Annotated in this window: 14 protein-coding genes and 1 pseudogene; 7 read left to right on the top strand and 8 right to left on the bottom strand. The window is 58.6% G+C overall.

What is annotated here, in order from left to right; all coding sequences use genetic code 11:
* The first annotated feature begins 8 nt into the window (after window positions 1-8).
* From mnmG to ACP7AP_RS03635, 4 genes are read left to right on the top strand one after another with little or no spacing between them, the layout of a single operon-like run.
* Complete coding sequence (gene mnmG, locus ACP7AP_RS03650) at window positions 9-1,874, top strand: tRNA uridine-5-carboxymethylaminomethyl(34) synthesis enzyme MnmG (protein ID WP_426032496.1); 1,866 nt, start codon at window positions 9-11, stop codon at window positions 1,872-1,874.
* Complete coding sequence (gene rsmG / locus ACP7AP_RS03645; protein ID WP_426032332.1) at window positions 1,871-2,497, top strand: 16S rRNA (guanine(527)-N(7))-methyltransferase RsmG; 627 nt, start codon at window positions 1,871-1,873, stop codon at window positions 2,495-2,497. Before mnmG ends, rsmG begins: the two co-directional genes overlap by 4 nt.
* The gene (locus tag ACP7AP_RS03640; protein WP_426032330.1) at window positions 2,490-3,317 is read left to right on the top strand and encodes a ParA family protein; all 828 of its coding nucleotides are present in this window, start codon (window positions 2,490-2,492) and stop codon (window positions 3,315-3,317) included. The genes rsmG and ACP7AP_RS03640 overlap by 8 nt, the downstream gene beginning before the upstream one ends.
* On the top strand, window positions 3,317-4,222 hold the full coding sequence (locus ACP7AP_RS03635) for a ParB/RepB/Spo0J family partition protein (RefSeq protein ID WP_426032328.1): 906 nt from the start codon (window positions 3,317-3,319) through the stop codon (window positions 4,220-4,222). Before ACP7AP_RS03640 ends, ACP7AP_RS03635 begins: the two co-directional genes overlap by 1 nt.
* Window positions 4,223-4,233: 11 nt before the next feature.
* On the opposite strand, the gene hemW is transcribed toward ACP7AP_RS03635, so the two are convergent.
* Genes hemW through rph form a run of 4 tightly spaced genes read right to left on the bottom strand, consistent with a single transcriptional unit; the run spans window position 4,234 to window position 7,092 of the window.
* Window positions 4,234-5,391, bottom strand: coding sequence for a radical SAM family heme chaperone HemW (gene hemW, locus ACP7AP_RS03630; protein ID WP_426032326.1), 1,158 nt, complete (start codon window positions 5,389-5,391; stop codon window positions 4,234-4,236).
* A gap of 2 nt (window positions 5,392-5,393) precedes the next feature.
* Window positions 5,394-5,768, bottom strand: coding sequence for a RidA family protein (locus ACP7AP_RS03625; protein WP_426032325.1), 375 nt, complete (start codon window positions 5,766-5,768; stop codon window positions 5,394-5,396).
* Window positions 5,765-6,376 (bottom strand): RdgB/HAM1 family non-canonical purine NTP pyrophosphatase, encoded by a 612-nt coding sequence (rdgB, locus tag ACP7AP_RS03620; protein ID WP_426032323.1) that lies wholly within the window; start codon window positions 6,374-6,376, stop codon window positions 5,765-5,767. The genes ACP7AP_RS03625 and rdgB overlap by 4 nt, the downstream gene beginning before the upstream one ends.
* A complete protein-coding gene (gene rph, locus ACP7AP_RS03615) occupies window positions 6,373-7,092 on the bottom strand; it encodes a ribonuclease PH (RefSeq protein ID WP_426032321.1) in 720 nt (239 codons plus the stop codon). Before rph ends, rdgB begins: the two co-directional genes overlap by 4 nt.
* A 143-nt stretch (window positions 7,093-7,235) precedes the next feature.
* On the opposite strand from rph, the gene hrcA reads away from it, so the two are divergent.
* Both hrcA and ACP7AP_RS03605 read left to right on the top strand, forming a co-directional pair.
* On the top strand, window positions 7,236-8,306 hold the full coding sequence (gene hrcA / locus ACP7AP_RS03610) for a heat-inducible transcriptional repressor HrcA (RefSeq protein ID WP_426032319.1): 1,071 nt from the start codon (window positions 7,236-7,238) through the stop codon (window positions 8,304-8,306).
* Between the two features lie 39 nt (window positions 8,307-8,345).
* A complete protein-coding gene (locus ACP7AP_RS03605; RefSeq protein WP_304926397.1) occupies window positions 8,346-8,879 on the top strand; it encodes a nucleotide exchange factor GrpE in 534 nt (177 codons plus the stop codon).
* 78 nt (window positions 8,880-8,957) lie between these two features.
* Here the strand turns inward: ACP7AP_RS03605 and mutS are convergent, their stop codons facing one another.
* Window positions 8,958-11,603 (bottom strand): DNA mismatch repair protein MutS, encoded by a 2,646-nt coding sequence (gene mutS / locus ACP7AP_RS03600; RefSeq protein WP_426032317.1) that lies wholly within the window; start codon window positions 11,601-11,603, stop codon window positions 8,958-8,960.
* Window positions 11,604-11,737: 134 nt separating this feature from the next.
* Between mutS and ACP7AP_RS03595 the strand changes: the two are divergent.
* Window positions 11,738-12,605, top strand: a pseudogene (locus tag ACP7AP_RS03595) (phosphate acyltransferase); the annotation flags it as partial.
* Here the strand turns inward: ACP7AP_RS03595 and ACP7AP_RS03590 are convergent.
* Genes ACP7AP_RS03590 through ACP7AP_RS03580 form a run of 3 tightly spaced genes read right to left on the bottom strand, consistent with a single transcriptional unit; the run spans window position 12,602 to window position 14,170 of the window.
* A complete protein-coding gene (locus ACP7AP_RS03590; protein WP_426032315.1) occupies window positions 12,602-13,012 on the bottom strand; it encodes an NUDIX hydrolase in 411 nt (136 codons plus the stop codon). The pseudogene ACP7AP_RS03595 and the gene ACP7AP_RS03590 overlap by 4 nt on opposite strands.
* Before the next feature lie 9 nt (window positions 13,013-13,021).
* Window positions 13,022-13,288: an NfeD family protein gene (locus ACP7AP_RS03585; RefSeq protein ID WP_426032313.1), complete on the bottom strand. Its 267-nt coding sequence runs from the start codon at window positions 13,286-13,288 to the stop codon at window positions 13,022-13,024.
* Complete coding sequence (locus ACP7AP_RS03580) at window positions 13,289-14,170, bottom strand: SPFH domain-containing protein (RefSeq protein WP_426032311.1); 882 nt, start codon at window positions 14,168-14,170, stop codon at window positions 13,289-13,291.
* Between the last annotated feature and the right edge of the window lie 89 nt (window positions 14,171-14,259).

Genomic DNA, 14,259 nt, shown 5'->3' with positions numbered 1-14,259 from the left:
TGTTTCACGTGAAACATTTTGAGGTGATTGTCATTGGCGGTGGCCATGCTGGTACGGAAGCTGCGGCTGCCTCGGCGCGGATGGGCTCACGGACGGCGTTGATATCTCTGCGCCGGGATGGCATTGGGGTGATGTCGTGCAATCCGGCCATCGGGGGCTTGGGCAAGGGCCATCTGGTGCGTGAGATCGACGCGATGGATGGTATTATGGCTGTGGCGGCAGATCGTGCGGCGATTCAGTATCGATTGCTGAACCGTCGAAAAGGTCCAGCGGTGCAGGGTCCGCGGGCGCAGGCAGATAGAAAGCTGTATCGGGCAGCAGTTCTGGATCTGCTGAGTGCTGAAGAAAATCTGACGATCCTGGAAGCTGAAGTCATTGCGCTGAAACAGCAAAATGGCAGGGTGACTGGAGTTACCTTGGCGGATTTGGTTGATTTATCGGCTGATGCGGTTGTTTTGACAGCCGGCACATTTTTGAATGGGGTGATTCATGTCGGCGATCAACGGCGGCCTGGTGGCCGGGTCGGCGATAATCCCTCTGTGTTGTTGGCCGAACAACTCGCAGGGTTGGGGCTGGCGCGCGGGCGCTTGAAAACAGGCACACCGCCGCGTCTGGATGGCAGCACGATCAACTGGGATGTGTTGGAAACCCAGCCCGGCGACGAAAACCCGGTGGTGTTTTCCTTCCTGAACAAGCTGCCGCAGGTGCGGCAGATTGCCTGTGGCATCACCCATACCAATGAGAAAACCCATGCGATTGTGCGTCAGAATCTCAGTCGTTCTGCAATGTATGGCGGCCATATCGAAGGGATCGGACCCCGCTATTGTCCCTCCATTGAGGATAAGATCGTTCGATTCGCCGACAAAACCTCACATCAGGTGTTTTTGGAACCTGAGGGGCTTGGCGATAGCACGGTCTATCCGAACGGAATTTCGACCTCTTTGCCACAAGAGGTGCAAGAGGCCTATGTTCACTCTATCCTTGGACTTGAGAATGTGCGGATCACCCAGCCGGGCTATGCCATTGAATATGATTACTTTGATCCCCGCGGGCTTGACTTGTCCCTGCAACTGAAGGCACTGCGGGGGTTGTTTCTGGCGGGTCAAATCAATGGGACGACTGGATATGAGGAGGCGGCGGCACAGGGCCTGTTGGCCGGCTTGAACGCAGCGGCTTTGGCTCAAGCAAAAGATCCGGTGCATTTCGGCCGAGCTGAAAGCTATATCGGGGTTATGGTTGATGATTTGACCATGCGGGGCGTGACGGAGCCTTACCGTATGTTTACCTCGCGGGCAGAGTATCGTTTGACGTTGCGGGCGGATAATGCAGACCAGCGGCTGACACCGATAGGTCTTGCTTTAGACTGTGTTCGGGATGATCGCAAAGCAGTATTTTTACGGAAGCGTGACAGTCTCGCGGCGGCGGCGGAAGTGTTGCAACAACGATCATTCTCACCGACCGAAGTGAACCGAGTCGGCATTTCGCTTAGTCAGGACGGCACGCGTCGTACGGCGCATGCGTTGATGGCAATGCCAGATGTGACGGCTGAGCAGATTGCCATATTGGTACCCGAGTTTGCCGAGTTTGCCCCGGAGATTCAGCAACAGACGGCGACGGATGCGCTCTATGCGCAGTATGTTGAGCGGCAAAAGTATGAGATTGCGGCTTTGAAGCGCGAAGAATCCGCAGAAATTCCAAACGGATTTTTGTTTTCAGGGTTGCCGGGACTCTCAACAGAGTTGGTCGCAAAGCTGTCGCATGTACGACCGGCCAATTTGGCGCAAGCGGCGCGGATTGAGGGAATGACCCCGGCAGCGCTGACACTTATCTTGGCGCACATCCGCAAGGCCCGTCGAGGGGTTGCCTCGCAATGAACCGTGACGAGGCTGAGGTTCCCGCCTGGCTGAATGTTTCACGTGAAACATTGGAGCGGCTTTTTGCCTATTGCGCGTTGGTCGAAAAGTGGAATCCAGCCATAAATCTGATTTCCAAATCAGGAATTTCGCAGATTTGGGACAGGCATGTCATTGATTCGGCGCAACTTATTCGACAAATACCCGCTGAAGGTGGCCTCTGGTGCGATTTGGGCAGCGGCGGCGGGTTTCCGGGCATCGTGCTGGCCATTCTTGCGAAGGAATTGCAGCCAGAGACTCGGATGATTCTGGTGGAAGCAGATCGTCGGAAATCGGTGTTTCTGTCAGAAGCTGCACGTCTCTTGGATATCGCTGTCAGCGTTAAAACCCAGCGTATTGAAGATCTTGAGCCAGAAAATGTTGATGTCCTTACAGCGCGAGCATTGGCGCCATTGTCTATTCTGTGCGGCTACGGATACAGGCATTTGAAGCCGCAAGGCGTGGCAATTTTTCCCAAGGGTGCAGCTGCGACGCGCGAAATTGAGGATGCGCAGAAGATGTGGCGGTTTGAGTGTGATGCGATGCAAAGCCATACCGACCCAGAAGCACTTGTTCTTGCAGTAAGGGGCATTCATCTTGCATGACCTTATCGGCGCGGAAGGACCACGCATCCTTTCCATCGCCAACCAAAAAGGTGGGGTCGGCAAGACAACCACCGCGATCAACCTTGCGGCTGCTTTGGTCGAGCGGGGCGCGCGCGTACTGTTGGTAGATCTGGATCCGCAGGGCAATGCCTCGACCGGCCTTGGCTTCGCGCCGACAGACCGCAAAAAGACCACCTATGATTTGCTGTTGGAGGAGACCCCGCTGGTTGAGACTGTGGTTGGCACCGACTTCGCGGGCTTGTTGCTCTGCCCCTCCAGCGCCGATCTGTCTTCCGCCGATATTCAACTGGTCTCAAATGAAAAGCGCAGCTTTTTGCTGCATGATTCATTGCGCGAACCACGGGTTGAAACGCTGGATCTTGACTTCATCCTGATTGATTGCCCGCCCTCGCTGAGCCTGCTGACCATCAATGCGATGGTGGCAAGTCATGCTGTGCTGGTGCCGCTACAGGCCGAGTTTTTCGCGCTGGAGGGCCTGTCGCAACTGATGCTGACCATTCGCGAAGTGCGACGCAGCGCCAATCCGGGGCTTCGCATTGAAGGCGTGGTGCTGACGATGGTAGATAGCCGCAATCGACTTTCGCAGCAGGTTGAACAGGATGCGCGCTCGACCTTGGGGGATTTGGTGTTCAAAACCATGATTCCACGCAATGTGCGGCTCAGCGAAGCGCCATCTTATGCGCAACCCGTTTTGAGTTATGACAGCGCGTCGAAAGGCTCTGAGGCCTATCGCGCCCTTGCAACCGAGATTTTGCTGCGGCATCCGGTTCGGAATCGTTTCAAAGGGGAGACCGTCTGATGGAAAAGAAGTTTGATCGGCGCGGCCTGGGCCGTGGACTTTCGGCGCTGATGGCGGATGTGAACCTTGATGCGCCCTCTGCTGCATCAGAAACTCGGCGCTCCGAATTGATGCTGCCTGTCGAAAAGATTGTACCGAACCCCGATCAGCCGCGCAGCGATTTCCAGCCGGAAGCTCTGAAGGATCTCGCGGATTCGCTGCGTCAGAAGGGCGTCATTCAGCCGCTTATTGTGCGTAAGAAGCTTGATCAGGATCTCTACGAAATCGTAGCGGGCGAACGGCGTTGGCGTGCGGCGCAGATCGCGCAGTTGCATGAACTGCCCGTAATCGTGCGCGAGTTCAGTGATTCAGAAGTACTTGAGATCGCGATTATTGAGAACATCCAGCGCGCCGAGTTGAATTCGATCGAAGAAGCGCTGGCCTATCGCCAGTTGATGGACAGATTTGGCCATACCCAGGAAAAGATTGCCGAAGCTTTGTCGCGCAGCCGCAGCCATATTGCCAATTTGCTGCGCTTGCTCGCACTGCCAGAAGACGTGCAGCAGATGGTTAAGTCCGGCACTTTGTCCGCTGGGCACGCGCGCGCGCTGATCACCACTGGCAATGCAACCGAGCTGGCGCTGCAGGTGGTTGGACGCGGTCTTTCGGTACGCGAAACCGAGGAGCTGGTGCGGAAGTCAGCAATCGACCCGGCCAAACGTCGCGCTCTGCGACAGCGCAGTGAGAAGGATGCGGATACCCGTGCACTGGAATCCGATCTTTCGGCAAATCTGCATATGTCGGTGCAAATCGACCATCTTCCGGGCGGCGAGGGCGGCAAGCTGACGATCAGCTACCGCTCGCTTGATCAGCTTGATTTGCTGTGCCGGGTGCTGTCGGTGATCCCGCGCGATGCGGAGTTTTAGGCCTCTCTCACTTAGGCAGTTGCCAGATCGCGCAGCACGGCGTTCAATACCATGCGACCATTTGGGGTTGTGCGCAGTCGGTCGCCCGTGATTTCAACCATCCCAATCTCGGACAATTCGTGAATTTTCTGAGCGCTCAGCGCTGCGCCAGAAATATTCTGGTAGCGTGCCATATCCAACCCCTCGCTCAGGCGCAACGACATCAGCAGATATTCCAAGCTGTGCTCTTCTGCGGTCAGGGCGCTGCGCGGCAGTTCGGGAAGTTGACCTGCCTGAACCATGCCCAACCAAAGTGCCGGAGATTTCGGTGCCTCGGTTGCCCATCTTGTGCCCTGCAGCGTCACGCGGCCATGCGCGCCGGGGCCAATGCCAATATAATCACCACCACGCCAATAAATCAGATTGTGCCGCGACTCACTTCCGCTTTTGGCGTGGTTTGACACTTCATAACCGGGCAACCCGGCTTTGTCGCAAAGCTCTTGCGTCAGCTCGAACATCTCAGCGGACAGGTCTTCGCTTGGCAAGCCGCGCAGGCCGCCCTTGACAAAGCGATCTGCAAAGGCGGTTCCATCTTCAATGGTCAGCTGATACAGCGACAGGTGATCAATCGCCAGCTCCAGCGCCTTGCCCAACTCATCGCGCCAAGCCGCAAGGCTTTGGTCCTGCCGGGCATAGATCAGATCGAAGCTGACCCGATCAAAGCAATTTCGCGCAATTTCAAAGGCTTTACGTGCTTCCTCGGCGCTGTGCTTGCGACCGAGACGACGCAAATCCTCATCGTTCATTGCCTGCATCCCCATCGAAACCCGCGTCACCCCGGCTTGCTGAAAGCCGCGAAAACGTCCGGCCTCGACAGAACCGGGATTGGCTTCCAGAGTGATTTCGGGATCGTTCGACATTGGCCAGGTTGCCCGGATGTGCTCAATGATCGCCGCAACCAGTTCTGGCTCCATCAAAGACGGAGTGCCGCCGCCGAAGAACACCGAATTCAGAATCCGGCCGTGGGTTTCTTGCCCCAGCCGATCAATCTCTGACAGATAAGCATGCTGCCACTGCTTCTGATCAATTTGGCTGGCGACATGGCTATTGAAATCGCAATAGGGACATTTTGACTCGCAATACGGCCAATGCAGGTACAGACCAAAGCCGCCATGCTGCCAGTCTTCCATCGTTAGCCCCTAAATGCCGTGACTTCGATTTCAACCTTCATCTCTGGGCGGATCAGACCGGCGATCACCATCGTCGCGGCGGGCCGAATCTGTCCCAAGGTCGCGCCCAGCACCGGCACCAAGGCCTCCACCAGTTCAGGTGCAACCACGGTATATTGCACCCGCACGATATCAGCCATCTCGAAGCCCGCCTCGTCCAGAACGACTGCGATGGTGGCAAAACAATTCTGCGCCTGATCGGCGATCTCCTCCGGCATCTGCATCGTCGCATAATCATAGCCCGTGACGCCCGACACAAAACACCAGCCGCCTTTGACGATGGCGCGGCTGTAGCCCATCGTTGCTTCAAACGGCGATCCGGTCGAGATTTGTTTCACGTGAAACATCCGTCTACAAGTTTGCGAAACGCGTCAGCGCGATGACTGATCTGGTTCTTCTGCCAGCGATCCATCTCACCAAAGGTTAAATCACTGCCCAAAGGTTGGAAGATCGGATCATAGCCATGGCCCTGATCTCCGCGCATCGGCCAAACAATCTGCCCTGCCATCGCCCCTTCAAACACCTCATCGTGGCCATCCGGCCAAGCCAACACCAAAGTGCAGAGAAACTGCGCCAGCCGAGGCTCTGGCGCCGCAATCGCCTCCAACTTGTCCCAAGTCTTCGTCATCGCCATGACAAAATCCCGCCCGGTCGAAGTCTCTGCCCAATCCGCCGTATAGACGCCCGGAGCCCCGCCCAAAGCCTCAATCGTGATGCCAGAATCATCGGAAAGCGCGGGCAATCCGGTGGCCTGCGCCGCCGCATGCGCCTTGATCCGGGCATTGCCAACAAAGCTATCCTCGGTCTCAACCGGCTCCGGCAGACCCAGATCACCGGCCGAGACTACAGAAATCTCAAACTTTTCCAAAAGCTTAGCAATTTCCTCCAGCTTGCCGCGATTGTGCGTCGCAACCAGCAGACGATTGCCCGAGAACTTCCGCATCATGCGATCCCCAAAGCCGCCCTCTGTGCCGCAACCAGTCCGGCAACGCCAGCCTCAGCCAGATCCAGTAATTCGCCCATCTCATCGCGCGAGAACGTCGCGCCCTCCGCCGACATCTGTACCTCAATCATCCGGCCGCGCCCGGTCAGGATGAAATTGCCATCCGTCCCCGCCGCAGAATCCTCAGGATAATCCAGATCCAGCACCGGCTGCCCGGCATAAATCCCGCAAGACACCGCCGCAACATGGTCGATCATCGGATCGCTGACGATCATCCCGGTCTTCAGCAGCTTATTCATCGCCAACCGCAATGCCACCCAACCACCGGTAATTGAGGCACATCGCGTGCCGCCATCGGCTTGAATGACATCGCAATCAATCACGATCTGCCGCTCACCCAAAGCCGAGCGATCCACCCCAGCCCGCAAAGCCCGCCCGATAAGTCGTTGAATTTCTTGCGTTCTGCCGGATTGCTTGCCCGTAGCAGCTTCCCGCCGCATCCGCGAATTGGTCGCCCGCGGCAACATGCCATATTCCGCCGTCACCCAGCCCAAGCCGGTGTTTTTCAGAAACGGCGGCGCTTTATCTTCGATGGTGGCCGAGCACAAAACATGCGTCTCGCCCATCTTGATCAGGCAGGAGCCTTCCGCATGTTTCATCACACCGATTTCCATCGAAACCGGGCGCATTTCGTTCAATTTCCGACCAGAGGGGCGCATTGCATCATCCTTTTCCGCTTTGCTCCAGATAGTCCCGCACCCCTCACCGATGCAACCCTCATTGACGTTCGCGCCAGAGCCTCCTTAATGGACGGGCCTCCCTATTGGACGTGCCGCCGTGATGGCCCACAGAGAACCACAACATGACCGACGGCAGCAAGATCCTCACCGAGATGAACGAGCGCTCGCGCGAGGTGTTCCGCCGCGTCGTCGAAGGCTACCTTGCCTCCGGCGATCCGGTCGGCTCGCGCACCCTGACCCGTAGCATGACCGAGCGGCTGTCAGCAGCCACCATTCGCAACGTCATGCAGGATCTCGAATTTCTCGGCCTGCTCGACAGCCCGCATATTTCGGCAGGCCGCATCCCCACACAGCTGGGCCTGCGCTTGTTCGTCGATGGCCTCCTGGAAGTCGGCACCGTCGCCGCAGAAGACCGCCAGCTGATCGACACCGCCTCTGCCAGCAACGAGCCCGACATCACCAGCCTGCTCGACCACATCGGTGGCACGCTGTCGGGTATCACCAAGGGCGCCTCTGTGGTGCTTGCCCCCAAAGCCGAAGCGCCAATCCGCCACATCGAATTCGTCAGCCTTGCCGCCGAACGCGCCTTGGTGGTGCTGGTTTTCGCCAACGGCCATGTCGAAAACCGCGTCTTCACCCCTCCGCCCGGTCAAACCCCGTCCTCCATGCGTGAGGCCGCGAATTTCCTGAACGCCCTCGCCGAAGGCAAAACCCTCTCCGAACTCCGCCGCAGCATCGGTCAAGATATCGCCAACCGCCGTCAGGAAATTGATTCGCTTGCCCGCGCCCTTGTGGAAAGTGGCATCGCCCTTTGGGACAATTCCGATGAATATGCCGAGCGTCTGATCGTCCGTGGCCGATCAAACCTGATCGAAAACTCCGCCGAATCTCAAGACATCGACCGCATCCGCATCCTGTTCGATGACTTGGAACGCAAGCGAGACATCGCCGATTTCCTCGAATTGGCCGAAACTGGTGAAGGTGTGCGCATTTTTATTGGCTCCGAGAACAAACTCTTTTCACTTTCGGGTTCCTCTCTGGTGGTCTCTCCCTATATGAACGCTGATCGCAAGATCATTGGCGCGGTGGGCGTGATTGGACCGACCCGGCTAAATTATGGCCGGATTGTTCCCATCGTCGATTACACCGCACAACTGGTCGGCAGGCTTTTGTCCGAACGCGGTTCGGGCTAGGGCGTGCTCAAAGACGGAACGCATGTAAGGAAGACGATGATGGCGCAGGAAAACACCGCACCAGAGACTGGCGATCTTGAAGGGCTCGAAGATTTCGTCGCAGCCGAAGAACTCGATGCCCTGCGCGCCGAGCGTGACGACATGCGCGACCGCTTCATGCGCGCGCTGGCCGATGCTGAAAACGCCCGTAAACGTGGCGAGCGGGACCGGCGTGAGGCCGAGCAATACGGCGGCTCGAAACTCGCCCGCGACATGCTGCCGGTATATGACAACCTCAAGCGTGCTCTTGATGCGGCATCCGAGGAAACCCGCACCCAGGCCCCCGCCCTGATCGAAGGGCTAGAACTGACCATGCGCGAGTTGACCAATGTGCTGAAAAAGCACGGCGTCGACGAGATCAATCCAGAGATTGGCGCAGTTTTCGACCCCCAACAGCACCAAGCGATGTTCGAGGCGCCACTGCCCGGCACCAAAGCCGGCCAGATCATTCAGGTTCTCGGCGTCGGTTTCATGCTGCATGACCGTCTGCTGCGCCCGGCGCAGGTCGGCGTGTCCTCAAATACCCAAGGCTGATTGCTTGGCCTATCCCGGAGGGTTCCACACCCTCCGGCCCTCCCACCGGGGATTTATACAAAAGCAATCAAACTTGACCTAAGCTTTCAGCATTTCTTTCAATTCATAGACCAGCCGCAACGCCTGTATTGGCGTCAACTCATCCGGCAGCACGTCTTTCAGCGCAGTTTCTACCTTTGAAGCCTTCGCAACTGCTTTCGGCGCAGGTGCGGGCATAGCGCGGAACAGCGGCAGATCATCAATCAGCGCCTTTTGCCGCGAACCACCTTCGCGCTCGCCCGACTCCAGCGCCTCCAGCACCACCTTTGCGCGTTCGATCACCGTGGCAGGCAGGCCAGCCAAGCGGGCAACCTGCACACCGTAAGAGCGATCTGCCGCACCTTTCTTGACCTCGTGCAGAAAAATTACCTCGCCGTCCCATTCCTTGACGGTGACAGTGGCATTCTCGACGCCCGCCAGTTTACCCGAAAGTGCCGTCATTTCATGGTAATGGGTGGCGAACAGCGCCCGGCAGCGGTTGGTTTCGTGCAGGTGCTCCATCGTCGCCCAAGCGATCGACAGCCCGTCATAAGTCGCCGTGCCGCGGCCAATCTCATCCAGAATAACCAAAGCCCGATCATCGGCCTGGTTCAAAATTGCCGCGGTTTCGACCATCTCGACCATGAACGTCGAGCGCCCGCGCGCCAGATCGTCGGACGCCCCAACCCGGCTGAACAACTGGCTGACCAACCCGATATGCGCCGAAGCCGCTGGCACAAAGCTGCCCGCCTGCGCCAGCAGCGCAATCAGCGCGTTCTGTCGCAGGAACGTCGATTTGCCCGCCATGTTCGGCCCGGTCAAAAGCCAGATCGCTGGCGTTGCGGCTTCCGTCAAGGCACAGTCATTAGCGACAAACGCAGCCCCGCTTTGTCTGCGCAGCGCGCGCTCCACCACCGGATGCCGCCCGCCTGTCACGATGAAAGCATGGCTGTCATCAACGCGCGGCTCCGCCCAGTTTTCCGCTGCCGCCAAATCAGCAAACGCACCGCCAAGATCAATCTCGGCTAACCCGCGCGCGGCGGCTCCAATCGGGCCGGACTGATCTAAAATAGCGGCTCTAAGCGCCTCGTAGTGCCGCTTTTCGATCTCCATCGCGCGATTGCCAGCGTTGAGGATCTTCGTCTCAATTTCATTCAATGGCAGGGTGGTGAAGCGCACCTGATTGGCGGTGGTCTGACGGTGGATGAAGGTTTCCGACAGCGGAGCCGCATGCATTTTTTCCGCATGCAGGGCGGTGGTTTCAATAAAATACCCCAGCACATTATTGTGCTTGATCTTCAGGCTTTGCACGCCGGACAGCGCTATATACTCGGCTTGCATCTGCGCAATCACACCGCGCCCTTCGTCGCGCAGACGGCGTGTCTCATCCAGATCGGGGTCGAAACCAGCCGCAATATAGCCGCCATCACGCGCCATCAATGGCGGCTCGGCGATCAGGGCTTCACCCAGCAGGTCGATCAGCGCACCATGGCCGACCAGTGCTTTCGCGGCCTCGGCCATCAACAGCGGCACCTCAACCATCTGGGCCGCGATGTTTTCCGCTTGCGTCAATCCAGCGCGGATCGCGGCCAAATCCCGAGGCCCGCCGCGCTCTAATACCAGCCGTGACAGCGCGCGGTCGATATCTGGCACCCGGCGCAGATCGGCGCGCAGGTCTTCGCGCAAACGGCTCTGTTCCAGCAGAAATCGCACCGATTCCAGCCGCAGGTGAATCACCCCCAAGTCGCGCGAGGGGCTGGAAATCCGGCGCTCCAACAGCCGCGCGCCCGCTGCGGTGGCGGTTCGATCCACAGCGGCAAGCAGTGACCCTTCGCGTCCACCCGGCAAGGCTTGGGTGAGTTCCAGATTGCGCCGGGTCGAGGCATCAATCTGCATCGCGCCGTTTGCATTTTCGCGCACAGGCGGGCGCAGCAGGGGCAGTTTGCCGCGTTGGGTCAGGTCGAGGTAGTCAACCAGCGCGCCCATCGCGGCGATTTCCGCTCGTCCGAAGGCCCCGAAGGCGTCCAGAGAGCCGACATTCCACAGCTTGCACAGGCGTTGTTCGGAACTGGTGGAATCGAAACTGCCACGCGACAAAGCGGTCACGGCTGCGCCAGATTCAGTCACGATCAAAGCCAAATCACGCTCGCGCACCTCTGACACCAGCACCTCGCGCGGGGCCAGCCGCGCAAGTTCCGGCCCCAACCGCACTTCCGGGCAGGGCATCACCCGCAGCTCGCCTGTGGAGATATCGACCCAAGCCAGCGCGGACTCGTCACGCACCTCGGCAAAGGCCACCAGATAATTGTGCCGCCGCGCTTCCAGCAGCGAATCCTCTGTCAGCGTGCCCGGTGTCACCAGCCGCACCACATCGCGCTTCACCACCGATTTCGCGCCGCGTTTTTTCGCCTCGGCAGGGTCTTCCATCTGCTCGGCAATCGCCACGCGAAAGCCCTTGCGAATCAGCGTCAGCAGATATCCCTCGGCGGCATGATAGGGCACGCCGCACAAAGCAATCGGTTTGCCGTTGTGAAAGCCGCGCTGGGTCAGAGTGATGTCCAACGCCTCGGCAGCGGCGACGGCATCCTCGAAAAACATCTCGTAAAAATCGCCCAGACGGTAGAACAGCAACGCGCCGGGGTTCTGCGCTTTGATTTCCAGATATTGCGCCATCATCGGCGTTACGGTGTCGTCGGCCACATTCATCCCCCTGATCGCCCGTCACCCTACAAAACCGGGGAGGCGACGGAAAGGCTCTATGCTGCAGGCTGCGCATCGCGATCACCGTCAGAATGGATATCCCGGTGTTTCATGACGATCAGCACGGCACGGCGGTGATCTCCCATGCGGTGCGGGCGGATGCCATCGTGGCGACCGGGCGCTCGGATTATGCCAATCAGGTCAATACGCGCCGGGTTTGCCCTATCTGTTTCGCGGGGCTTTAGACACCCACGCCCGCGCGATCAATGATGAGATGAAGATCGCCTGCGCCCGCGCTTTGGCCGCCTTGGCGCGCGAAGATGTGCTGGATGAGGTGGCGATGGCCTACGGCCGCAAGCTGTCGTTTGGTCGCGATTCCATCATCCAGACGCCATTTGATCCGCGGCTGATCTATGTGATCCTGCCTGCGGTGGCGCAGGCCGGAATTGATACCGGCGCGGCGCGTCGCCCGATCATCAACATGAAAGCTTACGCGCATAGCCATAAGGCGCGGATGATCTTTACCAAGGGCGATGACTCTCGTGTGTTGCGCGCCGCCGTCGCCTATCAGCGGGCCGGTTTGGGCAAGGCCTTGGCGATGCGGTGCGCGATTTGGGGCTTAAGCCTCGGGCCGCGTTCGTCAGGTTTCCGACCTTCGGCTATCCGGTGTCGGAACGTGCCACCAAGATGCACATAGCCCCCAAAGTGCTGGATAAACTGGGCGTGGATTTTGAGTATGAGGGCGAGATGACGGTGGATGTCGCGCTGAACGCCTAAGGGATGGCGCAATGTCCATTCTGTCGCTGGCCGGGCCCCGCGAATATTCTAGTGGTTCTGGCGCGGCTTTCGGCCTCGATTTCGGTCAAGCTGATTTAAAAAATGGCCGGGGCGACAGTGATCGGGCCGATCCTGACCGGGGTGAAGAAGCCTATTCAGATCTGTTCGACCAATTCGACGGTGAATGATATTCTGAACATGGCGGTGATGGCGACTTTTAAGGTTGGTTAAAGCTGCTGCAGCGCCACGGTGACGCGGCGCTGCAATTCCGGGATGGCTTGCGGATGGTTCAGGTAGTCGGCCACCGGCATCATCTGCCAATACTGGCCTTCGTCGCCAAAGCGGATAGCGGCGATTTCGGTCGCGCTGATCCGGCCTGCGAAGAACACCGAAGCCCGGCTGGCATCCATCATACTGGGCCAAACCTTGCGCCAGATCAGCCGTTCGGGCGGCAGCATAAGCCCAAACTCCTCATGCAATTCGCGCAGCAGACAGGCCTCAGCCGTCTCATTGCCCTCGCGTCCACCACCGGGCAAATCCCAGGTTGCAGGCCATGGCAGGCCGGGCTTGTCGTCGCGCATATAGGTCAGCAAGGCATCGCCACACAGCAGCGCCACCTTGCAGCCGACAAAATCCATCAGCGCAGCTTAGTTGTCATTGATGTCTTTGTCCCACAGCTTGACCTGCCCGGTTTTTACCCCAAGCGTGGCGCGCAGGGCGATCCATGACGCCAGCGAGAGCAGGGCGAAGATCAAGAGCGTCAGCGGCAGGCTGACCGACAGACCGACGCCCAACAGCACCCCGGTCAGCACCGCGCCTGCGGCAAAGCCAAGGAAGATAAAGCCGGGCAGCAGCACCTCGGCCACGCCCAAGGCAAAGCCGCCAGCGATCCAAACCCACCAGATTGACCACATTTAGATACGCCCTTTCAACATCTTAAAGGCATCGCCGAAGGCATCCAAAGCCTGCGCTGGCACGATGATCATCTGCTTGCCCGCGCCTTGGCCCACTGTTGTCAGCGCCTCAACCTGCTTCAACGCCACCTGATATTGTGCGGCCTCGATGCCGTTTTCCTTGATCGCGCCTGCGATCACTTCGGTTGCATAGGCTTCGGCATCGGCCAAAACGCGGCGGGCCTTTGCGCCCTGCTCGGCTGCGTAAAGTTCTGCATCGGCGTTCAGCTCCACCGCGCGCTTTTTGCCCTCAGCCTCGGTCACTTGCGCCCGACGTGCGCGCTCGGCGTTCAGCTGCTGCATCATGGCGTGGCGGGTGGCTTCATCCAGCGACACATCCAGAATCTCGGCGCGGGTCACTTCGATGCCCCAATCTTCCACCATCGCGCGGACATGTTCGCGGATGTTCGCGGTCAGCTCGTTGCGGTTAGATTGCACCTGATCCAGCTCCATCTTGCCGATTTCCGAGCGCACAATCCCGGCCACGGTGGTGGCAATCGCTGAATCCACATCCTTGATGCGGTAGACGGTTTTTTCTGGCGAGATCACCCGGTAGAACACCGAGGTTTCCACCTTGACCAGCACGTTATCGGTGGTGATGGCATCCTGATGCGCGGTAGGCAACTGACGTTCCAAGATCGACACCTTATGCGCGACGCGGTCGAGAAACGGCACGGTAAAATTGATGCCTGGCCCCAGAACCGAGCGCAGGCGGCCCAGGCGTTCGACCACATACTTATCGCTTTGCGGCACGATCCGTACGGCTTTGAGCAAAGCGACGATGATGAAAATGGCAATAGCGGCAAACACAGCGCCGCTGCCGATGAATTGGTTCGGGTCCATGAAAAGCTCCTATATTAAATCAAATGGGGGCCGACGTGCCTGTTACAAGCCGGGCCTGTTACAGGGTGCCCCTTTTCACAGCTATTCGC

It is taken from the genome of Cypionkella sp. TWP1-2-1b2, from assembly GCF_049896245.1.
GTDB lineage: Bacteria > Pseudomonadota > Alphaproteobacteria > Rhodobacterales > Rhodobacteraceae > Cypionkella.
The sequence above is the reverse complement of the archived record's forward strand: the minus strand, read 5'-3'. Positions and strand labels throughout refer to the sequence as shown.